We start from the raw sequence: 20,498 nt of genomic DNA, 5'->3' as shown, positions 1-20,498 counted from the left end.
TGCCGCGCGCCGGGGAAGCCGGGGGCAAGCCAGTGAAGCCGGGGAAGCCGGTACCCGGAACTAGCGGGCCGGCTGCAGTGCCTGCACGGCGTCGGGAACAGGCGTGGTCCCGGAGACCAGGCCCAGCGCCTGGTGGACGCCGTTGCCGGTCTTCAGCAGCTCGGCGAGGACGGCGGCGACGTCCTGCCGCGGGATGGACTCCCGGTCTACCTCCGGGGCGAGTTCCACCAGGCCGATGGGGGCGTCGTTGGTCAGGATGCCCGGCCGGACAATTGTCCAGTCCAGCTGGCTGCGTGCCATCAGGTCTTCTTCGGCGGCGAGCTTGGCCACCAGGTAGGCGTACATCACCTCGTCCATCGACTCCGGGCGGGCGCCGCCTCGGACGGCGTCGAGGCCGCCGGAGGAGACCTGGAGGAACCGGCCGGCTCCTGCCTGCTCGGCGGCGTCGGCCAGCAGTACGGCGGCGGCACGGTCCACGGTGTCCTTGCGGGCGGCACCGCTTCCGGGTCCGGCGCCGGCGGCAAAGACGGCCGCATCCGCACCGGTGAGGACCTGTACTACGTCCTCCAGGGTGCTGTTCTCCAGGTCCAGCACCACCGGTGCGACGCCGTCCGCTTCCAGGTCCGTTGCCTGGTCCGGGTTACGGATCAGGCCGGCAACATCGTGTCCGTCCGCCGCCATGAGTCGTCCCAGTTCGCGTGCGATTCTTCCGTGGGCTCCCGCTATGACTATGCGCATGATGAAAGAGTAGCGGCCGTCACGGCCGGAATCAGCCCTGCGCGCGCCGCAGCGTCTGCTCGGCCTGCTTCAGCAGCGGACCGTCGATCATTTGTCCGCGGAAGTTAAACACTCCCCCGTGGTTCCCGGCCTCGGCCAGCACCTGCTCGGCGTAGGTGACGTCTGCGGGGTCGGGTGCGTAGGCGGCGCGCACGGCAGCGACCTGGCCGGGATGGATGCAGGCCTTGGCCGCGAACCCCGAGGCGACGGCGTCGCGCGCTTCGACCTCCAGTCCCTCGGTATCCGGGATGTTGCCGTAGATCGAGTCGATGGCCCCCTTGCCGAAGGCGCCGGCGGCGAGCAGCACCGTGGAGCGGGCCTGCACGGCGACGCTGCGGTAGGTGCCGTCCTGGTGGCGGCTGGATTCCCCGCCGAGCGAAGCCAGCAGGTCCTCGGCGCCCCACATCAGGGCCGCCACGTTCTCCGCAGCGGCAATGTCCGCGGCCCGTACCACGCCGAGCGCCGTTTCCAGCAGGGCGACGACGGTGAAACCGGCGAGCGCCCGGGCGACGGCGCTTCCGTCCTCCGTCTTGGCCAGCATCACGGTGCGGTACGGGGTCTGGTACAGGGCGGCGAGGTCCCGCTCGAAGTCCTCCGTCCCGAGCGGATTGACGCGGACAATGGTGCGTTCGGGGTCCAGCTCCGCGGCGATGATGTTCTTCCGGGCCGCTTCCTTGTCCCGGGGAGCGACGGCGTCCTCGAGGTCCAGGATGACGGCATCCGCCCGCTCGGCAGCCTTGCCGAAGCGTTCGGGCCGGTCCCCCGGGCAGAAAAGCAGTGCTGGTCCCATGGGGAAGGTCGTCATCGCTGTACTCCTAGGTCTTTCCTGTTGTGCTTGCCGATCCAACCTATCGCGTACCGGCGCCGGCCTCCCGTGCGGCGTAGCCCTCCTCCGTCCACATCAGGGCGGTCCGGGTGCACCGCCCGACAATGTCACCGTTTTGGTTCCTGCCGGTATGGGTCAGCGTGACGATCCCCTGCCCGGGCCGGGAAGAGGAGAGCCGTTTGTCCGCGACTTCGGTTTCGGTATACAGGGTGTCGCCGTGGAAGAGCGGGTGCGGGAAGCTGATCTCCCCCAGCCCCAGCTGCGCCACCAGGGTGCCCTGCGTCAGTTGCGCCACCGACTGGCCCACCATCGTGGCCAGGGTGAACATGGAGTTCACCAGCCGCTGCCCGAACGGCTGGACCTCGCTGTAGGCGGCATCCAGATGCAGGCCCTGGGTGTTCATGGTCAGGGTGGTGAACAGGACGTTGTCCGCCTCGGTGACTGTGCGGCCGGGCCGGTGGCGGTAAACGGCTCCCGGCTCGAACTCCTCGTACCAGAGGCCGCGCTGCTCAATGACCCGGGGCGCCATCGCGACCTCCTCGGTGCCGGCGTCGGGCTCCTCATACGTCAAGGGAAACCTCCAACGGTGCATCCGTGCCCGCAACCACTTCCTCGATGCTGACGCCGGGCGCGGTCTCGCGCAGCACCAGCCCCTGGGGGCCAACCTCGATCACGGCCAGGTCGGTGACGATCAGGTCCACGCAGCCCTTTCCGGTCAGCGGCAAGGAGCATTCGCGCACGATCTTGGGCCGTCCCGCCCGGTCCAGGTGCTCCATCATGACGATCACCCGCTTGGCGCCGAACACCAGGTCCATTGCCCCGCCCATGCCCTTGACCATCTTTCCGGGCACCATCCAGTTGGCCAGGTCGCCGTTCGCTGCCACTTCCATGGCACCCAGTACCGCGACGTCCACATGCCCGCCGCGCACCATGCCGAAGGAAGCGCCGGAATCAAAGAAGGACGCACCGCTGTTCACGGTGACGGTTTCCTTCCCGGCATTGATCAGGTCCGGGTCCAGCTGGTCTTCGGTGGGGTACGGCCCGACGCCGAGGATTCCGTTCTCGGAGTGCAGCACCACTTCCACGCCTTCGGGGATGTAGTTCGGAATCAGCGTGGGCATGCCGATGCCGAGGTTCACGTATTCGCCGTCGTGCAGCTCGCGGGCTACCCGGGCGGCCAGCTGCTGCCGGCTCAGTGCCATCTCAGGACTCCTTGCTTCCGTTGGTGCTGCCTGCGCCGGCCGTGACCGTCCGCTTCTCTATGCGTTTCTCCGGTTCGGGTGCCAGGACCACCCGCTGGACAAAGATCCCCGGGACGTGGACGTGTTCGGGGTCCAGTTCCCCGGGCTCCACCAGCTCTTCCACCTCGGCGATGGTGATGCGCCCGGCCATGGCGCAAAGCGGGTTGAAGTTCATGGCCGTGGCATGGAAGACCAGGTTTCCGTGCCGGTCTCCCTTCGCTGCATGGACCAGGGCGAAGTCGGGGGTCAGTGATTCCTCCAGCACATAGTCCGCGCCGTGAAAGCTGCGGACCTCCTTAGGATCGGATGCCAGCGCCACGCCGCCCTCGGCGTCGTACTTCTGCGGCAGGCCGCCCTCGGACACCTGCGTGCCTACCCCGGCCGGGGTGTAGAAGGCCGGAATGCCGGCACCGCCGGCGCGCAGTTTCTCGGCGAGGGTGCCCTGCGGGGTCAGTTCCACTTCCAGTTCGCCGGAGAGGAACTGGCGGGCAAATTCCTTGTTCTCCCCCACATAGGAGCTGACCGTACGCCGGATCCGGTGGTCGGCAAGCAGCCTGCCCAGCCCCCAGTCATCCACGCCGCAGTTGTTGCTGACGGTTTCCAGGTCCGTAGTGCCTGCCGCATGCAGGGCGTCGATCAACGCGACCGGAATACCGCAGAGGCCGAAGCCGCCCACGGCGAGGGAAGCGCCGTCCGGAATGTCGGCGACGGCTTCGGCCGCACCGGGGTACACCTTGTTGATCATGGCAGTGTCCGTTCGTTCTCAGTTGGCAAAGTCACCGTCGGTTGTCACAGGCCCATACTGCGGGCAATCAGCATCAACTGCACCTCAGTAGTTCCCTCACCGATTTCCAGGATCTTGGAATCGCGGTAATGCCGGGCCACCGGGAACTCGTTGATGAAACCGTAGCCGCCGAAGATCTGGGTGGCGTCGCGGGCGTTGTCCATGGCCGCTTCTCCGGCCACCATCTTGGCGATCGCCGCCTGCGTCTTGAACGGGCGTCCGGCAAGCATGCGGGCGGCGGCATCGTAGTAGGCCAGGCGGGCCGTGTGGGCCCGTGCCTGCATGCGTGCGATCTTGAAGGAAATGGACTGGTAGGTGCCGATGGCCGCGCCGAACGCCTCGCGTTCCTTGGCGTACCGCAGGGATTCATCCACGCATCCCTGCGCGGCACCGGTGGCCAGCGCCGCGATGGCGATGCGGCCTTCGTCCAGGATCTGCAGGAAGTTCGCGAAGCCCCGCCCCCGGGCACCCAGCAGGTTCGCCTCGGGCACCCGGACGTCGGTGAGGGTCAGCGGATGCGTGTCCGAGGCATTCCAACCCACCTTGTTGTACGGCTTTTCAGCCGTGAAGCCGGGGGTTTCGGTCGGCACGAGGATGGTGGAGATGAGCTTCCGGACGGAACCGTCCGGCTCGGTGACGGTGTCGGTCACGGCCGTGACGGTCACCAGGCGGGTGATGTCGGTGCCGGAGTTGGTGATGAACTCCTTGCTGCCGTTGATGACCCACTGTCCGTCCTCGAGCCGGGCGGTGGTCTTGGTGCCGCCGGCGTCGGAGCCTGCCTCGCGTTCGGTGAGGCCGAATCCTGCGAGCGCTTCGCCGCTGGCGAGCAGGGGCAGCCACTGCTGCTTCTGCTCCTCATTGCCGAACCGGTACACGGGCATGGCACCGAGCGAGACACCGGCCTCCAGGGTGATGGCCACGGACTGGTCCACCCGGGCGATCTGTTCCAGCGCCAGGGCCAGGGCGAAGTAGTCTCCGCCCATGCCGCCGTATTCCTCCGGGAAGGGCAGCCCGAACAGTCCCATCTCCCCCATCTGGGCGATGACCTTGTACGGGAAGCTGTGCTCCGCGTCGTGCTGGGCGGACACGGGGGCGATGACTTCGTCAGCGAAGTCGCGCACCGTGTCGGAGAGGTCCTGGTATTCCTCGCTGAGTTCAAAGTCGGGCATGGTCTGCTCCTTGTTCGTTGTGCGGCTCTGTTGCGGCGTCGGTGACGGAATCCGTTTCCGTTTCCGGCGTGAGTGTGGCCAGGACCTGATCGGCCTTCACCAGGTCTCCGGGCTTCAGGCTGAGGGAGACGATGCCGGCCATGGGTGCCCGCAGCTGGTGTTCCATCTTCATGGCTTCGACGCTGAGCAGCGGCGCCCCGGCGGGTACCCGGTCACCGTCAGCCACGGCTACCGCGACGACGGTGCCCGGCATCGGCGAGCGCACCACCGGGTCCGCCTCGCCGGCAACGCGTCCGGCTGCCGCCATGTGCCGGTCCAGCTGCTCGCGCCGGCTGCGCAGTCGCAGCCGGACCGTGAACAGCTCGCCGGCCGTTCCTCCGGCCAGCCAGAACGCCCCGGTTTCCGGTTCGGCGGCAACAGTGAAGCTGTGCAGGACCCCGTCCAGGGAAACGCCCACGCGTCCCCCGTCCCGGGTCCCGCTGCCTGCCGGCAGGGAGGCGGTGTGCGTGGTCCCGCCGATCCGCACCGTAGCGTCCCGTGCGGTGCCGGTAACGCCCACTTCGACGTCGTCACCGCCGGGAACGGGGGCGGCAAAGACCAGGTGCAGGGGCGTGCCTCCGGCGTTGCCGTTCCCGCCGCCCGCACCGCTGCCGGCGATCCGCCAGCCGTCCGCCCGCCGCCAGGGAGAACCCGACGCCGTGTCCGCCAGCTCCTGCGCGTACAGCAGGGCGGCTGCGGCGAGTTCGGGAACCTGCGGGGTCCGGAACTTCAGTCCGGGCAGGCGCCGCTCGATCAGGGTGGTGTCCAGCCGTCCGGCGCGGACATCGGGATCGGCCAGCAGCAACCGGAGGTATTCCACGTTGGTGCCGATGCCCAGCACTGCGGTACCCGCAAGCGCCGTGTCCAGGCGGGCCAGTGCGGCAGCACGGTCCGGCCCCCAGGCGATGACCTTGGCCAGCATGGGGTCATAGCTGGAGGAAACGGCCAGTCCGGGCAGCAGGGAGGAATCCACCCGGACGCCGTCGCCGGCGGGTTCGCGCAGCCACTGCACCGAGCCCGACGTCGGCAGGAAGTCCCGCTCCGGGTCCTCCGCGTAGATCCGGGCTTCCACCGCATGCCCCGTGAGGGTGACCTCTTCCTGTTTGAGGGACAGCGGATGACCGGCGGCAATGCGGATCTGCTCGGCCACCAGGTCCACGCCGGTGACCATTTCGGTCACCGGATGTTCCACCTGCAGGCGGGTGTTCATTTCCATGAAGAAGAACTCGTCCGGAGCGGCGTCGGACACCAGGAACTCCACGGTTCCCGCGCCGGTGTAATCCACGGACCGGGCGGCATTGCACGCCGCCTCGCCGATGCGTTCCCGGGTGGCCGCATCCAGCAGCACGGAGGGTGCTTCCTCAATGACTTTCTGGTGCCGCCGCTGCAGGGAGCATTCCCGCTCCCCAAGATGGACGACGTTCCCGTGCGTGTCCGCGAGGATCTGCACCTCGATGTGCCGGGGTGAGGAGACCAGCCGTTCCAGGAACAGGGTGTCGTCGCCGAAGGCCGACGCGGCCACCCGCCGGGCCGTCTGCAGCGCCGCCGGCAGGTCGGCGGGGTTCTGCACGGCCTGCATGCCTTTGCCTCCGCCGCCGGCGGAGGGCTTGATCAGGAGGGGATAGCCGACGTCGGACGCGGCGGCCAGCAGGCGGGCATCGTCCAGGCCCGGTTCGGCGATCCCTGGAACCACCGGCACGCCGTGCGCCTGCACATGGTTCTTGGCGCGGATCTTGTCCCCCATCAGATCAAGGGACCGGACCGGCGGGCCGATGAAGGTGATTCCGGCATCTGCCAGGGCGGAGGCGAAGTCCGCGTTTTCGCTCAGGAAACCGTAGCCGGGATGCACTGCCTGCGCCCCGGTGCTGCGGCAGGCGGCGAGCACTGCGTCTACGGAGAGGTAGCTCTGCCGGGCGGGTGCCGGCCCGAGCCGGACCGCGAGGTCGGCTTCGCGCACATGGCGGGCACCGGCGTCGTCGTCGCTGTAGACGGCCACCGACCGGATCCCCAGCGTCTTCAGGGTGCGGATCACGCGGCAGGCGATTTCGCCGCGGTTGGCGACCAGGACGGTGTCGAAAAGCGGTGCGGCGTTATAGGGCTGCGGGGTCATAGTCGCTCACATCCGGAACAGGCCGAAGGAGGTCTCCGGCAGGGGTGCGTTGGCGCAGACGTCCAGGGCCAGGCCCAGAACGGTGCGGGTGTCGAGTGGGTCGATGATGCCGTCGTCCCACAGCCGTGCCGTGGAGTAATAGGGGCTGCCCTGGGTTTCGTAGGTTTCGCGGATCGGGGCCTTGAAGGCTTCCTCGTCCTCCGCCGGCCATTCCTCGCCGCGGCCCTCGAGCTGGTCCCGCTTGACGGTGGCCAGGACCGACGATGCCTGGGCTCCGCCCATGACGGAAATCCGGGCCGCCGGCCACATCCACATAAAGCGCGGCGAGTACGCCCGCCCGCACATGGAGTAGTTCCCGGCCCCGAAGGAACCGCCCACCACCACCGTCAGTTTGGGAACCCGGCAGGTGGCCACCGCGGTCACCATTTTGGCGCCGTTCTTGGCGATTCCGCCCGCTTCGTAATCCCGGCCGACCATGAACCCGGAAATGTTCTGCAGGAACACCAGCGGGATGCCGCGCTGGTCGCACAGCTCAATGAAGTGGGCTCCCTTGAGCGCGGATTCGCTGAACAGCACGCCGTTGTTGGCGACGATGCCGATCCGGTGGCCGTGCAGCCGGGCGAACCCCGTGACCAGGGTGGTGCCGTACTCCTTCTTGAACTCGTGGAACTCGCTGGCGTCCACCAGGCGGGCGATCAGTTCGCGTACGTCATAGGGGGTCTGCAGGTCGGTGGGAACGGTGCCGTAGATTTCCGCGGGGTCCTCGGCGGGCGGCCGGGACTCCGCAATGTCCCACACGGGTTCCTGCTGTGGGAAGGTCTCCACGATGCTGCGCACTATCTCCAGGGCGTGGGCGTCGTTTTCGGCCAGATGGTCGGTGACGCCGCTGGTGCGGGAGTGCACGTCTCCGCCGCCGAGTTCCTCCGCGGTGACGATCTCACCGATGGCGGCCTTCACCAGCGGCGGGCCGCCCAGGAAGATCGTCCCCTGGTTGCGCACGATCACCGTTTCGTCGCTCATTGCCGGCACATAGGCGCCGCCGGCGGTGCAGGAGCCCAGGACGGCGGCGATCTGCGGGATCTTCCGCGCGGACATCTGCGCCTGGTTGAAGAAAATCCTGCCGAAATGCTCACGGTCGGGAAAAACCTCGTCCTGCCGGGGAAGGAAAGCCCCACCCGAGTCCACCAGGTAAATGCACGGCAGCCGGTTTTCCAGGGCGATTTCCTGTGCCCGCAGATGCTTTTTGACCGTCATCGGGTAGTACGTTCCGCCCTTGACCGTGGCGTCATTGGACAGGATCATCACCTGCCGGCCCTGCACCAGGCCGATGCCGGCGATCAGTCCCGCACAGGGGCACTCGCCGTCGTACATGTCCGCGGCGGCCAGCGGTGCCACTTCAAGGAAGGGGCTGCCCTCGTCCAGGAGACGGATGACCCGCTCGCGGGGCAGCAGCTTTCCGCGTGCGGTGTGCCGCTCGCGGGAACGCTGCGGTCCGCCGGCGGCGGCGTCCGCCAGCCGTCCGCGCAGCTCCTGTACCAGCGCCTGCTGCGCCGCGGCATTGGCGGCAAACGCGGCCGAAGCCGTGTCCAAGCCGGATTTCAGTGTCTCCATTGACGTCTTCCTGCAACAGTGGCGAGGGAAAACCAGCACTAAGCTGAGTTAATAACCCCTAACCCAAGTCAGGTTATTGGTTATTAACTCACCTGTCCACCACAATAGGAATAAATGCGCAGTCCAATCAGAAGGGGTGGGAATGGACGTAGCAAAAGACGAAGCAACAGCGGAGGCCCGAATGACCGGGCGCAGCCAGGCGAAGGCCTCCCGTCGGGCAGTAATGCTCGACGCCGCCGCATCCCTGTTTGCCGAACGCGGCTACAACGGTGTCTCCATTGAGGAGCTCGGTGCCGCCGCAGGGGTCAGCGGACCGGCGGTCTACCGGCATTTCAGTGGCAAACCTGCAGTGCTCTCCGCCCTGCTGATCGGTGTCAGCGAGGACCTGCTGGAGGGCGGGAAGGCTGTGGTCGCCGAATCTTCGACCCCGGAAATCGCCCTGCGCGGCCTGGTGGAATTCCAGGTTGATTTCGCGCTGCGCCAGGCGGACGTGATCCGGGTCCAGGACCGGGATCTGGGCAGCCTGCCGGAAAGCGACGAGCGGCGGGTACGCTCCCTGCAGCGCCAGTACGTCGAGGTCTGGGTGGACGCGCTTTCCGCGCTGCACCCCGGTTCCGACCTGCCGTTGCTGCGCCACCGGGCCCAGGGTGTCTTCGGCCTGATCAATTCCACCTCCCATACTGTCCGCGGCCGGATCAGCGCCCGCGAGACGGCAAGGCTGCGTACGCTGCTCGATAGAATGGCGTGGGCGGCCTTGAACGTCCGATAGCTGTCAGGCCTGCCGGCCTTCCCGGCAGGCAGAACTCCACCCCCCGAGCAGAAAGACCTGCCGTGATTGAGCTTCGTGCCGTAGTTCCCGCCGACCTGGAGGAGTTTTTCTCCCACCAGCTGGACCCGAGTGCCAACCATATGGCCGCGTTCAGCGCCAAGAACCCGGCGGACCGCGGCGTCTTTGACCACCATTGGCAGAGCATCCTGAACGATCCGACCGTCACCGTGCGCACCATTGTGGCCGACGGCGAAGTGGTCGGCAGCATCCTTGCCTACCGTGACGGTGAGATTCCCGAGATCAGCTACTGGATCGACAAGGCACACTGGGGGCAGGGCATCACCACCGCGGCGGTGGGGTTGTTCCTGGAGGAATTCGCCGAACGCCCGATCCGGGCACGTGCCGTTGCGGACAACGTCAGTTCCATCCGCATCCTGGAGAAATACGGTTTCACCGTCATCGGTGAAACGCAGGGCTTCGCCAATGCCCGCGGCGCCGTGGTAAAGGAACTCGAGCTCGAGCTGGCCTAGCTCCCACGCCTTTCCTGCCAAGCAGGACCGGGAAGCGCGTGATTTCAGGGCACCGGGCCCGGATTCCCTTCGGATTGTCGGAATCCCTACGGTTTGTGACCATCCCTGCGCCGCGCTGCGCAGGGATCCGGACAATCCGGAGGGATCTGGACAAAACAAAGGAAAGGCGGGGCAGCGTCCGCCCCGGGAACGGTACGGGTCCGACGTAGGCGCCGTCGCCGGGCACCGGGTGCGGCAGGGCCAAGGGCCGCCTGCGGATTTCTCCGCAGGCGGCCCTTGATGCGTCTAAACGCTTCTACGCCATGGCCAGTGCCAGTGCGGGCTCGGCCAGAACGGCTCCCACTTCGCTCAGGAACCCTGCCCCCTGCTCGCCGTCGACGAGCCGGTGGTCAAAGGAGAGGCTCAGGGTCATTACCGAGCGCAGGGCAATGGCTCCGTTGTACTCCCACGGCTGCCGGCGGACGGCCCCCAGCGCCAGGATGGCTGCCTCTCCCGGATTCAGGATGGGCGTTCCGGTGTCGACGCCGAACACGCCCACGTTGGAGATGGAGATGGTCCCGCCTGCCAGGTCCGCGGGCTGCGTCCTGCCCTCCCGTGCGGTCTGTGCCAGGGATGTCACCGCAGCGGCCAGGCCATGCAGGCTCATTGTCTGGGCATCCTTGATGTTGGGAACCATCAGCCCGCGCGGCGTGGCCGCGGCAATGCCGAGGTTCACATAGTTGTAGCGGATGATTTCCCTCGCGGACTCATCCCACCGTGAATTCAGCGACGGGAAACGCTTCAGCCCCAGACAAACCGCCTTGGCTGCCATCGTCAGCGGAGACAGCTTCAAGCCGTTGAAGGCCGGCTGCTGCCGGAGCCGTTCCAGCAGTTCCATGGTGGGAGTGACGTCCACCGTGAGGAACACCGTGGCATGGGGAGCAGTGAAGGCGCTGGCCACCATGGCGGCAGCAGTGTGCTTCCGCATGCCGGAGATGGCGATCCGTTCCTCCCGTCCCTCCGGCACCGGCGGGGCAGGCACGGCAGCGGCGGAGTCAAATACGGACGTTGGCTCCGTTTCGGCGGCGGGTGAAGCAGCACGGACGACGTCGGTACGCACCACGAGCCCGCCCGGGCCGGAGCCCTGTACCTGGGTGAGATCCACTCCCATATCCCGGGCCAGCTTGCGGACCGGCGGGGTGGAGCGCGGACGCTCCTGCTCGGGATCAGGCGCGGGTGTAGGCACGGGTGCAGCTGCAGCCACAGGTGCAGGCACCGCGGCAGATACGGGTCCCGGGGCAGGAGCCGCCCCGCGGCGTCGTCGGGCGGGGCGGCCGGTGGCATCCGGCACCGCACCGTACCCCACCAGGTTCGGCTCCCGCTTGGCCTGCACCGGCTCACCGGCCGCTTCTGCATCGGCACCCGCAGGCACCGCTACCTCGAATGAAACGATCGGGGATCCGACCTCGACCACCGTTCCGGCCTGTTCGTGCAGGTGCGCCACTGTCCCGGCATACGGGGATGGCAGCTCCACCACCGCCTTGGCGGTTTCCACATCGGCAATTACCTGGTTCAGCTGGACTATGTCCCCCACGCTGACGTGCCAGTTCAGGATCTCGGACTCGGTGAGCCCCTCCCCCAGATCGGGGAGGCGGAATTCGCGCAGCATCAGCTCGCCGCCGATCCGGAAACGGCGCCGGCCAGGGAACTGGGCCGGTCCATGGCGCAGTCCACTCCGTCGAGGATGCGGTCGAGGTCCGGCAGGTGGTGGGACTCGAGCCGGGAGGGCGGATACGGGATGTCAAAGCCCGTGACCCGCACCGGAGCATGCTCGAGGTACTCGAAGCAGCGCTCGGTGATGCTGGCCGCGATTTCCGCGCCCAGGCCGCCGGACTGGGCCGCCTCGTGGGTGATCACCAGCCGTCCGGTCTTGCGCACGGAGGCCTCCACGGTGGCGAAGTCGACGGGTGCGAGCGAGCGCAGGTCGATGACCTCCACCGAGACGCCCTCATCCGAGGCCGCGACTGCGGCGTCACGGGCGGTGGGGACAAGAGGGCCGTAGGCGACCAGTGTCACGTCGCTCCCCTCGTTCAGGACCCGGGCGGAACCCATGGGCAGCTGCGGTGCCGCTGCCTCGTCCACCTCCCCCTTGACGTGGTAGCGCCGCTTCGGCTCGAAGTAGAGCACCGGATCGTCGGAAGCGATGGCCTGCTGGATCATTGTGTACGCGTCCTGCGGGTTGGACACGCTGATGACGCGCAGCCCCGAGGTATGGGTGAAATAGGCCTCGGGTGATTCGGAATGGTGTTCGGGTGAGCCGATGCCCCCGCCGAACGGCACCCGGATGGTCAGCGGCAGCTTCACAGCTCCGCGGGTCCGGTAGTGCATCTTGGCCACCTGGGAAACTATCTGGTCGAACGCCGGGTAGATGAAGCCGTCGAACTGGATCTCCACTACGGGGCGGTAGCCGCGGAACGCCAGCCCCACGGCTGTGCCCATGATCCCGGACTCGGCGAGCGGGGTGTCCACGACGCGCAGCGGACCGAAGTCCTTCTGGAGTCCGTCGGTGATCCGGAAGACGCCGCCGAGTTTGCCGACGTCCTCGCCCATAATAAGGACGCGGGGATCCTGTTCCATTGCCCGGCGCAGGCCGGCGTTGATCGCCCGCCCGAAAGTCATGCTGGTCATTAACGGTTCTCCTCGCCAGCGAAACCGCTGAGATAGCGCGAGTACTGCTCCTGCTGGCGGTCCAGCCAGGAGTTGGGCTCGGAATAGACATGGGCAAAAACATCCGCGGGCACCGGATCCGGCATCCCGAGGCACGCGGCGCGCAGCTCGGCAGCCACGTCGTCGGCCCGGCGGCCGGCTTCGGCGGCGAACCCGTCGGTGAACAGGCCCATGGAGGCCAGCAATGCCTGCAGCCGGGACAGCGGATCCTTTCGCCGCCACCGTTCCAGTTCGGCCTGGTCCCGGTAGCGCGTGGGGTCGTCTGCCGTGGTGTGCGGACCCATCCGGTAGGTGACCGCTTCAATGAAGGTCGGTCCGTTGCCGGAGCGGGCCCGGTCCAGTGCCTCCCGGGTTGCGGCCATAACCGCAAGGACATCGTTGCCGTCCACCCGGATGGACGGGATGCCGAGGCCCGGGGCGCGGTTGGCGATGGGTACCTGTGCCTGCAGCGTGACCGGTTCGGAGATGGCCCACTGGTTGTTTGAGCAGAAGAAAACGACCGGCGAGTTGAAGCTCGCGGCGAAGACCATCGCCTCGTGGACGTCCCCCTGGCTGGTGGCGCCGTCGCCGAAGTAGCTGATCACCGCGTCATCGGTACCGTCGCGGGTGATGCCCATGGCATAACCGGCGGCGTGCAGTGCCTGGGCGCCGATAATGACCTGGGTGGGCGCCATGTTCACTTGATACGGATCCCAGCCGGCGCCGGCATTGCCGCGCCAGACCCGCATCAGGTCACCCACTTCCACACCGCGGCAGAAAGCCACGCCGTTCTCCCGGTAGCTGGGGAAAACGAAGTCGGAGGAGCGCAGGGACCGTACGGAGCCGATCTGTGCGGCTTCCTGGCCGAGCAGCGGAGGCCACAGCCCCAGCTCGCCCTGCCGCTGCAGGGCGGTGGCTTCGGTATCTATCCGGCGGATGACCGCCATGTCGATGTAGAGCTCCTGCAGCCGGGCGCCGTCGATATCCTCGACCCAGCGGTCATACAGGGGGTCCGGGGTACGGACGCCGTCGGGGGTGACAAGCTGTACGTATGGGTCGGTGGGTGAGCTGCCGGAGTTTTCCGGGTGCCGCACCGGGGTATGCAGGGACACTTGGATACGCATCCTTCCGTGTTTGGGCCTCTGGGGTGGCGGGGCCAAACCGACCCCGGGCTCCATTGCCCGGGTACATGTGACCCTACTCACACTCAGCACCCGGCACAACCATTCCGGCAAAGACCGAGCATCCTGCCCTGTAAACGGCCAAAACACCGTGCTAGCGTTGCGCACTATGCAGCCCCTCGACACCACGGACCTACGCCTCCTCCTTGCCCTGGCGGAGGATTCAACACGTACGGCCGTGGCCCTGGCGGCGGTCCTCGGCCTCTCCCGCAACACCGTCCAGGCCCGGCTGGCCGGACTGGAACGCAAAGGAGCGTTCCTGCCGTTTGAACGCCGGATCAGCACTGCCGCGCTCGGCTACCCGCTGATGGCGTTTGTGCATGTCCATGTCCACCAGCCGAGCCTGGCGCGGATCACCGAAGACCTGGCCGGGCTGCCCGAGGTTGTCGAAGCGCACGGCCTCACCGGGGACGCGGACATCCTGCTGCGCGTCGTAGCTGCAGACGCCGAAGACCTGTTCCGCATCAACAAGCAGATCCTCGCCGTGGACGGCGTCCAGCGCTGCGACACCAATCTGGCCATGGGTGAACTCATTCCCCTGCGCGCCGCTCCCCTGCTGCGCCGCGGAGCAGGGCTGCCGCAGCCGCCGTCGTCGGCCCCCGAACGGCGGGACCAGGCCCCGGCAACGGCAAAGGCAGGCCCCGCCTGAGCGGAACCTGCCTTTTGCCGAGGCTGTTGCCCCCTAGTGGTCGACGGCCTTCTCGGCGCCGACGCCGGTCAGGGACCGGACTTCCATCTCCGCCTGCTTGACGGCGGATTCGGTGTTCTTGTCCAGCACGGTGCCCAGCCAGCCAAGGAAGAAGGCCAGCGGGATGGACACGATGCCCGGGTTGTTCAGCGGGAACCAGGCAAAGTCCGCGCCGGCGATCATTGAAGTTTCCGCGCCGGAGACGACCGGCGAGAAGGCAATGAGCACAATCGCGGAGCCGAGGCCGCCGTACATGCTCCACAGCGCGCCCTGGGTGGAGAACTTCCGCCAGTAGAGCGAGTAGATAATCGTGGGCAGGTTGGCACTGGCCGCCACCGCGAAGGCGAGGGCCACCAGGAAGGCCACGTTCTGCCCCTGGGCGCCGATGCCGCCGAGGATCGAGATGATACCGATCACCACTACCGTGGTGCGGGCTACCTTGACCTCGCCGTCTGCGTCCACCTCTCCCTTGCGGATGACGTTGGCGTAGATGTCATGGGCGAACGAAGCAGCTGCCGTGATGGTCAGCCCCGCGACCACCGCGAGGATGGTGGCGAAGGCGACGGCGGAAATCAGTCCCAGCAGTACCGGCCCGCCGAGCGCGAAGGCCAGCAGGGGTGCTGCGGAGTTCACGCCGCCCGGAGCGCTCTTGATGGCGTCTGAACCGATCAGCGCCGCGGCGCCGTAGCCCAGGACCAGGGTGAAGAGGTAGAAGATGCCGATCAGCCAGATGGCCCAGACAACGGACCGGCGGGCTTCCTTGGCGGTGGGGACCGTGTAGAAGCGCATCAGCACGTGCGGCAGGGCGGCGGTGCCGAGCACCAGAGCCAGGCCGAGGGAGACGAAGTCCAGCTTGGAGGTGTCCGACTTGCCGTACTGCAGTCCCGGATCCAGGATGGCGGGGTTGCCGGTGGTTTCGACGGCGGCACCCAGCAGTTCGGAGAGGTTGAAGCCGTGCAGGGCCAGGACCCAGACGGTCATGACGGCCGCGCCGACAATCAGCAGGAAGGCCTTGATGATCTGCACCCAGGTGGTGCCCTTCATGCCGCCGACCAGTACATAGATGATCATCAGGGCGCCGACGACGGTGATGACCACGGACTGACCGACCTTGCTGTCAATCCCCATAAGCAGGGAGACCAGTCCGCCGGCACCGGCCATCTGGGCCAGCAGGTAGAAGAAGCAGACCGCCAGCGTGGTGATGGCTGCGGCAATGCGCACCGGCCGCTGCTTAAGGCGGAAGGAGAGCACATCGGCCATGGTGAACTTGCCGGTGTTGCGCAGCATTTCAGCGACCAGAAGCAGGGCGACGAGCCAGGCAACGAGGAAGCCGATGGAGTACAGGAAGCCGTCATAGCCGTTCACGGCGATGGCCCCGACAATGCCGAGGAAGGACGCCGCCGAGAGGTAGTCGCCGGCAATGGCGGTGCCGTTCTGCGGTCCGGTGAAGGACCGGCCGGCGGCGTAGTAGTCGGCCGCCGTCTTGTTGTTGCGGCTCGCGCGCAGCACCACCACGAGGGTGACGGCCACGAAGACACCGAAGATGACCATGTTGAGCAGGCCGGTGTCCTTGATGGACTCGGCCGTCACTTCGGTGGCGGCGGAAATGTGCAGGCTGTTCACTTCGTCTCCTCCGGGCGGCTTACTCCGTGGGCCTCAAGGTCACGGCGGAGATCCGCCGCAATCGGGTCCATCTTGCGGTTGGCGTAGCTGACGTACCACATGGTGATGCCGAACGTGCTCACGAACTGGAGCAGGCCGAGGATCAGTCCCATGTTGATGTTCCCGATCACCGGGGTCGACATGAAGTCGTGGGCGTAGTCGGCCAGCAGGACGTACGCGAAGTACCAGACCAGGAAAACCACGGCCATGGGGAAAATAAAGCTGCGCTGGCGCTTGCGGAGTTCCTGGAACTCAGGCGAGCTCTGGACGTCCCGGAAGTCCACCTGTTCCGGGTGCGCAGCGTGTGAAACCGGCTGCTCTTCAGCCATTGTTCCTCCTCTAGTGGGGCCCGCCGCGCGGCATCCACCTGTGGAGGTCAGGACACGACGCTGTGCAAGCTGTGACGCTGATCACTTTCCTATAGTCCCGGCACGGTGTCGATCCGCCGCCCCGCGGCGTCGGTGAACGGTTGGTTCCGTGCGGTGAACGGCGATGAACGGCGTTGAACAGCGATGAACGGCGTTCCGGCCGGACGGGCCGTTAGGGTTGGTCCATGCTCAGTCCCGCCGTCGATATTGCCTTGGTCTGCGCCGTTGCCGTGCTGACCGTCGCCGTCGTGGGCGCGCTGGGCTTTCGGCTCAGCCGTTCGCAGCGGGACCTGGGGTCCGACGCCGAGCAGGCCACCTACTCAACCCTCCACACGGCGTCGCTCGCCTCGGCGCATCTGCGGGCCGGCCTGACCCCGGCCGGCGCCCGCAAGGCCAGCCGGCACCTGCGCGACCTGCTGGACTGCGACACCCTGGTGATCACCGATGCATCCGCCGTGCTGGCGTGGGACGGCGCGGTCAGCGACACTCCGTTCCGCCGCCAACGGCTGTTGTCGGCAGCGGCGCTGGTGCTCGAATCCGGCCGGACACGCGTCTTCCGCGGCGCCGCACTGCGCGCCCTGGGCATGGAGGACTGCGGCGAGCTGCTGGTCTCCCCGTTGCCGGTCAACGGCCAGACCCTCGGGACCGTCGCCGTGTTCGCCCCGACCGTCCGCGCCGGCCTGGTCCGGGCAGCCAACGAGGTGGCGGCCTGGCTCGCCACGCAGGTGGAGCTGGCGGAGCTGGATGCCTCCCGCGCGCAGCTGATGGAGGCCGAGGTCCGGGCACTGCGGGCACAGATCAGTCCGCACTTCATCTACAACTCGCTGAACGCGATCGCGTCCTACATCAATACGGACCCGGCCCGTGCCCGCGAGCTGGTGGTCGAGTTCGCGGATTTCACCCGCTATTCCTTCCGCCGGCACGGCAACTTCACCACCATCGCCCAGGAACTGGAATCCGTGGACCGGTACCTCCTGCTGGAACGGGCACGCTTCGGCGAGCGGCTGAAAGTGGCCCTGCAGATCGCCCCCGAGGTACTGGGTACGGTCATTCCGTTCCTGTCCCTGCAGCCGCTGGTGGAGAATTCCGTCCGCCACGGACTGGAGACCAAGGACGGGCAGGGCCGGATCAGCATTGCCGCCGTCGACGCCGGAGCGGACGCCGTCATCACCATCGAGGACAACGGGGTGGGCATGGACCCCGAGTACCTCCGCTCCGTCCTGGCCGGCCACGCCGACGGGGACCATGTGGGCCTGCGCAACGTGGATGTGCGGCTGCGGCAGGTCTACGGCGAAAAGCACGGGCTCGTCATTGACACGGCACCCGGTGCCGGCACCCTGATCACCATGCGGGTACCCAAGTCGCAGCCGGAGAACCGGCCCACGAACGCGTAACCTGTTCTCCATGCGCAAACCTCTCCGGCCGCTCACCGTGGTAGTGGCCGACGACGAAGCCCCCGCCGTCGAGGAGCTCGCCTACCTCCTGGGCCTGGATGCCCGGATCGGTACGGTCCACCGGGCCGCCAGCGGCGCCCAGGCACTGCACGAAATCGAGACCCGCGACGTCGACGCCGTCTTCCTCGACATCCACATGCCGGCCCTCTCCGGCCTGGACATCGCTAAGGCGCTGGGCCGGCGCGAGCGTCCGCCCGCCGTCGTCTTCGTGACCGCGGATGAGGACCAGGCACTGCGGGCCTTTGACCTCGCCGCCCTCGACTACCTGCTGAAACCCGTCCGGCCGGAGCGGCTCTCCGAGTCGGTCCGCCGGATCTGCGAGCTCGCGGCCGACGCCGAACCGGAGGACGCCGACGTCGTCACGGTGGTCCAGGGCGCGACGACGAGGATCATCCCCCGCGGCGACATCCGCTACGTCCAGGCGCAGGGCGACTATGCCCGGCTGCACACCGCGGACGCCAGCTACCTGATCCGGGTTCCGCTGGCGGACCTGGAGGAGCAGTGGGCCGGTGCCGGGTTCGTGCGCATCCACCGGTCCTTCCTGGTGGCCCGGACCCACATCCGCCAGGTGCGGCTCACCGGAGGACGGGCAAGCGTGCGGCTGGGCGAGGTGGACCTTCCGGTCAGCCGGCGGCACCTGCCCGCAGTGCGCAACACACTCGCCGCCGGCCGCGTCCGGCCCACGCAGTGACCGGGGAATCCACTCCCGCCGCCGAACCTGGTTCCCGGCGCGTCCGGGTGACCGCACCAGGCACGGGCGCGGCCCCGTTCCCGGTGTCCCGGGAGCTGGACGAGCAGTCCGAGGTGGGCGAGCTGATCATCGGTTCCCTGATCCGCAGCCAGCTCCGGCTGGCACTGGTGGTGGGCGGCGGCTTCCTGCTGATCCTGCTCAGCGTTCCGGTGCTGCTGGCTTTCCTGCCCGTGATTGCCGAACTGTCCGTTTTCGGTGTCCCTGCTCCGTGGATCCTGCTCGGCGTCGGCGTATATCCGCTGGTCATCGGTTGCGGGCTCCTCTACGTCCTGAGTGCCCAGCGGAACGAAAACCGGTACCGCGACCTGGTGGACGGACGGTAGCCGGTGAACTGGGATGTGGCCGCAGGCATGAACCCCGGCATCGGCTACACGGCGCTGGCACTGGTTTCCGCCGCGACCCTGCTGATCGGTTTCTACGGCCTGCGGATCTCGCGGACCACCAGCGACTTCTATGTTGCCTCCCGGACGGTGAAACCCTGGTGGAACGCCTCGGCCATCGGCGGCGAATACCTCTCGGCAGCCAGCTTCCTGGGTGTGGCGGGGCTGATTGTCGCTTCCGGGGTGGACGCGCTCTGGTTCCCCATCGGCTACACCGGCGGCTACCTCATGCTCCTGCTCTTCGTCGCGGCGCCGCTGCGCCGGTCCGGCGCCTACACCGTGCCGGACTTCGCCTCGGCCCGGCTGGAGTCGCTCCCCGTGCGGCGCCTCACCAGCCTGCTGGTGATCGCCGTCGGCTGGTTGTACATTGTGCCGCAGCTGCACGGTGCGGCGCTGACCATGCGCATCACCACCGGGCTGCCCGCGGAGATCGGCTGCCTGGTGGTCACCGGCGTCGTCTGCCTCAGCGTGGTGACCGGCGGGATGCGCTCCATCACGTTTGTGCAGGCTTTCCAGTACTGGCTGAAGCTGGTGGCGATTGCCGTACCGGTGCTGTTCGTCCTCTTCCGCCTCGCCGGTGACGGCCCGCCCGCCGGCGGCGGGCAGATCCTGGCGGAGGCACTGAACCCGGAAACCCACGCTCCGCTGTACCGCAATATTTCGCTGAGCATCGCCCTGCTCTGCGGCACCCTGGGACTCCCCCACGTGCTGGTCCGTTTCTACACCAACCCCGACGGCCCCTCCGCCCGGCGGACCACCCTGATTGTCCTGGGGCTGCTCTCGCTCTTCTACATCTTCCCGATCACCTACGGGGTGCTGGGCAGAATCTATACCCCGGACCTGGCCGCCGGCGGTGCCGCGGATGCGACCGTGCTGCTGCTGCCGGGGCGGGTGTTCGACGGCGCCACCGGCGACCTGCTGGCGGCCCTGGTCACGGCTGGGGCATTCGCGGCGTTCCTCTCCACGAGCAGCGGGCTGACGGTCTCGCTCGCGGGAGTGATCAGCCAGGAGTTCTTCCGCGGCAGTGTCGGCGGGTTCCGGGTCTCCGCCGTGCTGGCCGCCGTCGTACCCCTGGTCATTGCCCTGCTGACCGAATCCTCCGCGCTAGCCGGCAGCATCGGCACGGTTTTCGCATTCACGGCCTCCACCCTGTGCCCGCTGCTGGTGCTGGGCATCTGGTGGCGCCGGCTGACGGCGGCGGGCGCCGGAGCGGGAATGCTGACCGGCGCGCTGCTGTGCGGCGGGGCAATGGCCGCCGCGGCCATCCTGCCGCGGGCGGGTGCCGGCGTACCCGCCTGGATCGAACAGCCCGCGGCCTGGACAGTTCCCGCAGCGTTTGCCGTGATGGTGGTGGTGTCCCGGCTGACCGCCGGATCAGCGCCGGACGGAACGGCAAAGTTCATGGCGCAGCTGCACACGCCGGAACCACTGGATAGGCCCCGGCCGGGGACCGGAACAGGGGCCCGCTAGGAC

20 protein-coding genes are annotated in these 20,498 nt (G+C 67.7%); 7 read left to right on the top strand and 13 right to left on the bottom strand.

Annotation, left to right across the window (positions count from 1 at the left end):
* Positions 1-60: 60 nt before the first annotated feature.
* From NNX35_RS14295 to NNX35_RS14260, 8 genes are read right to left on the bottom strand one after another with little or no spacing between them, the layout of a single operon-like run.
* Complete coding sequence (locus NNX35_RS14295; protein WP_255767161.1) at positions 61-738, bottom strand: NAD(P)-binding oxidoreductase; 678 nt, start codon at positions 736-738, stop codon at positions 61-63.
* A 31-nt stretch (positions 739-769) separates the two neighbouring features.
* Positions 770-1,582 carry a CoA ester lyase gene (locus NNX35_RS14290; RefSeq protein WP_255863374.1) on the bottom strand — a complete coding sequence of 271 codons (813 nt, stop codon included), beginning with the start codon at positions 1,580-1,582 and terminating at the stop codon, positions 770-772.
* 43 nt (positions 1,583-1,625) lie between these two features.
* Positions 1,626-2,132 (bottom strand): MaoC family dehydratase, encoded by a 507-nt coding sequence (locus tag NNX35_RS14285; RefSeq protein ID WP_229953275.1) that lies wholly within the window; start codon positions 2,130-2,132, stop codon positions 1,626-1,628.
* A gap of 31 nt (positions 2,133-2,163) precedes the next feature.
* Positions 2,164-2,805, bottom strand: coding sequence for a CoA transferase subunit B (locus NNX35_RS14280; RefSeq protein ID WP_255868101.1), 642 nt, complete (start codon positions 2,803-2,805; stop codon positions 2,164-2,166).
* A 1-nt stretch (position 2,806) separates the two neighbouring features.
* Positions 2,807-3,589 carry a CoA transferase subunit A gene (locus NNX35_RS14275; RefSeq protein ID WP_255767158.1) on the bottom strand — a complete coding sequence of 261 codons (783 nt, stop codon included), beginning with the start codon at positions 3,587-3,589 and terminating at the stop codon, positions 2,807-2,809.
* Between the two features lie 44 nt (positions 3,590-3,633).
* Positions 3,634-4,797, bottom strand: a complete 1,164-nt coding sequence (locus tag NNX35_RS14270) for an acyl-CoA dehydrogenase family protein (protein WP_229953186.1) — start codon at positions 4,795-4,797, stop codon at positions 3,634-3,636.
* Positions 4,784-6,946, bottom strand: coding sequence for a biotin carboxylase N-terminal domain-containing protein (locus NNX35_RS14265; RefSeq protein WP_255868099.1), 2,163 nt, complete (start codon positions 6,944-6,946; stop codon positions 4,784-4,786). The genes NNX35_RS14270 and NNX35_RS14265 overlap by 14 nt, the downstream gene beginning before the upstream one ends.
* Positions 6,947-6,952: 6 nt before the next feature.
* Positions 6,953-8,557, bottom strand: a complete 1,605-nt coding sequence (locus tag NNX35_RS14260; protein WP_255868098.1) for a carboxyl transferase domain-containing protein — start codon at positions 8,555-8,557, stop codon at positions 6,953-6,955.
* 142 nt (positions 8,558-8,699) lie between these two features.
* On the opposite strand from NNX35_RS14260, the gene NNX35_RS14255 reads away from it, so the two are divergent.
* Positions 8,700-9,326: a TetR/AcrR family transcriptional regulator gene (locus tag NNX35_RS14255; protein WP_255767155.1), complete on the top strand. Its 627-nt coding sequence runs from the start codon at positions 8,700-8,702 to the stop codon at positions 9,324-9,326.
* A 62-nt stretch (positions 9,327-9,388) separates the two neighbouring features.
* Complete coding sequence (locus tag NNX35_RS14250) at positions 9,389-9,856, top strand: GNAT family N-acetyltransferase (RefSeq protein WP_255868097.1); 468 nt, start codon at positions 9,389-9,391, stop codon at positions 9,854-9,856.
* A 295-nt stretch (positions 9,857-10,151) separates the two neighbouring features.
* Here NNX35_RS14250 and NNX35_RS14245 read toward each other — a convergent pair whose 3' ends face one another.
* The 3 genes from NNX35_RS14245 to pdhA are packed head-to-tail and all read right to left on the bottom strand — an operon-like array spanning position 10,152 to position 13,665.
* Positions 10,152-11,504 carry a dihydrolipoamide acetyltransferase family protein gene (locus NNX35_RS14245; protein WP_255767154.1) on the bottom strand — a complete coding sequence of 451 codons (1,353 nt, stop codon included), beginning with the start codon at positions 11,502-11,504 and terminating at the stop codon, positions 10,152-10,154.
* Positions 11,504-12,523: an alpha-ketoacid dehydrogenase subunit beta gene (locus tag NNX35_RS14240; protein ID WP_255767153.1), complete on the bottom strand. Its 1,020-nt coding sequence runs from the start codon at positions 12,521-12,523 to the stop codon at positions 11,504-11,506. Before NNX35_RS14240 ends, NNX35_RS14245 begins: the two co-directional genes overlap by 1 nt.
* Positions 12,523-13,665, bottom strand: a complete 1,143-nt coding sequence (pdhA, locus tag NNX35_RS14235; protein WP_370647077.1) for a pyruvate dehydrogenase (acetyl-transferring) E1 component subunit alpha — start codon at positions 13,663-13,665, stop codon at positions 12,523-12,525. The genes NNX35_RS14240 and pdhA overlap by 1 nt, the downstream gene beginning before the upstream one ends.
* A gap of 166 nt (positions 13,666-13,831) precedes the next feature.
* Between pdhA and NNX35_RS14230 the strand changes: the two genes are divergently transcribed.
* The gene (locus NNX35_RS14230) at positions 13,832-14,371 is read left to right on the top strand and encodes an Lrp/AsnC family transcriptional regulator (protein ID WP_255863377.1); all 540 of its coding nucleotides are present in this window, start codon (positions 13,832-13,834) and stop codon (positions 14,369-14,371) included.
* Positions 14,372-14,404: 33 nt separating this feature from the next.
* On the opposite strand, the gene NNX35_RS14225 is transcribed toward NNX35_RS14230, so the two are convergent.
* Both NNX35_RS14225 and NNX35_RS14220 read right to left on the bottom strand, forming a co-directional pair.
* Complete coding sequence (locus NNX35_RS14225; protein ID WP_255863564.1) at positions 14,405-15,961, bottom strand: cation acetate symporter; 1,557 nt, start codon at positions 15,959-15,961, stop codon at positions 14,405-14,407.
* Between the two features lie 68 nt (positions 15,962-16,029).
* Positions 16,030-16,401, bottom strand: a complete 372-nt coding sequence (locus NNX35_RS14220; RefSeq protein WP_255767151.1) for a DUF485 domain-containing protein — start codon at positions 16,399-16,401, stop codon at positions 16,030-16,032.
* A gap of 224 nt (positions 16,402-16,625) precedes the next feature.
* Between NNX35_RS14220 and NNX35_RS14215 the strand changes: the two genes are divergently transcribed.
* Genes NNX35_RS14215 through NNX35_RS14200 form a run of 4 tightly spaced genes read left to right on the top strand, consistent with a single transcriptional unit; the run spans position 16,626 to position 20,495 of the window.
* Positions 16,626-17,834 carry a sensor histidine kinase gene (locus tag NNX35_RS14215; RefSeq protein ID WP_255767150.1) on the top strand — a complete coding sequence of 403 codons (1,209 nt, stop codon included), beginning with the start codon at positions 16,626-16,628 and terminating at the stop codon, positions 17,832-17,834.
* A gap of 10 nt (positions 17,835-17,844) precedes the next feature.
* Entirely contained in the window at positions 17,845-18,585 is a 741-nt protein-coding gene (locus tag NNX35_RS14210; RefSeq protein WP_255767149.1) for a LytTR family DNA-binding domain-containing protein, read from the top strand.
* Entirely contained in the window at positions 18,582-18,968 is a 387-nt protein-coding gene (locus tag NNX35_RS14205; protein ID WP_255767148.1) for a hypothetical protein, read from the top strand. Before NNX35_RS14210 ends, NNX35_RS14205 begins: the two co-directional genes overlap by 4 nt.
* 27 nt (positions 18,969-18,995) lie before the next feature.
* Positions 18,996-20,495, top strand: a complete 1,500-nt coding sequence (locus tag NNX35_RS14200) for a cation acetate symporter (protein ID WP_255767277.1) — start codon at positions 18,996-18,998, stop codon at positions 20,493-20,495.
* Positions 20,496-20,498 lie beyond the last annotated feature (3 nt).

This window comes from Arthrobacter sp. zg-Y844 (genome assembly GCF_024385465.1).
Lineage (GTDB): Bacteria > Actinomycetota > Actinomycetes > Actinomycetales > Micrococcaceae > Arthrobacter_B.
The sequence above is the reverse complement of the archived record's forward strand: the minus strand, read 5'-3'. Positions and strand labels throughout refer to the sequence as shown.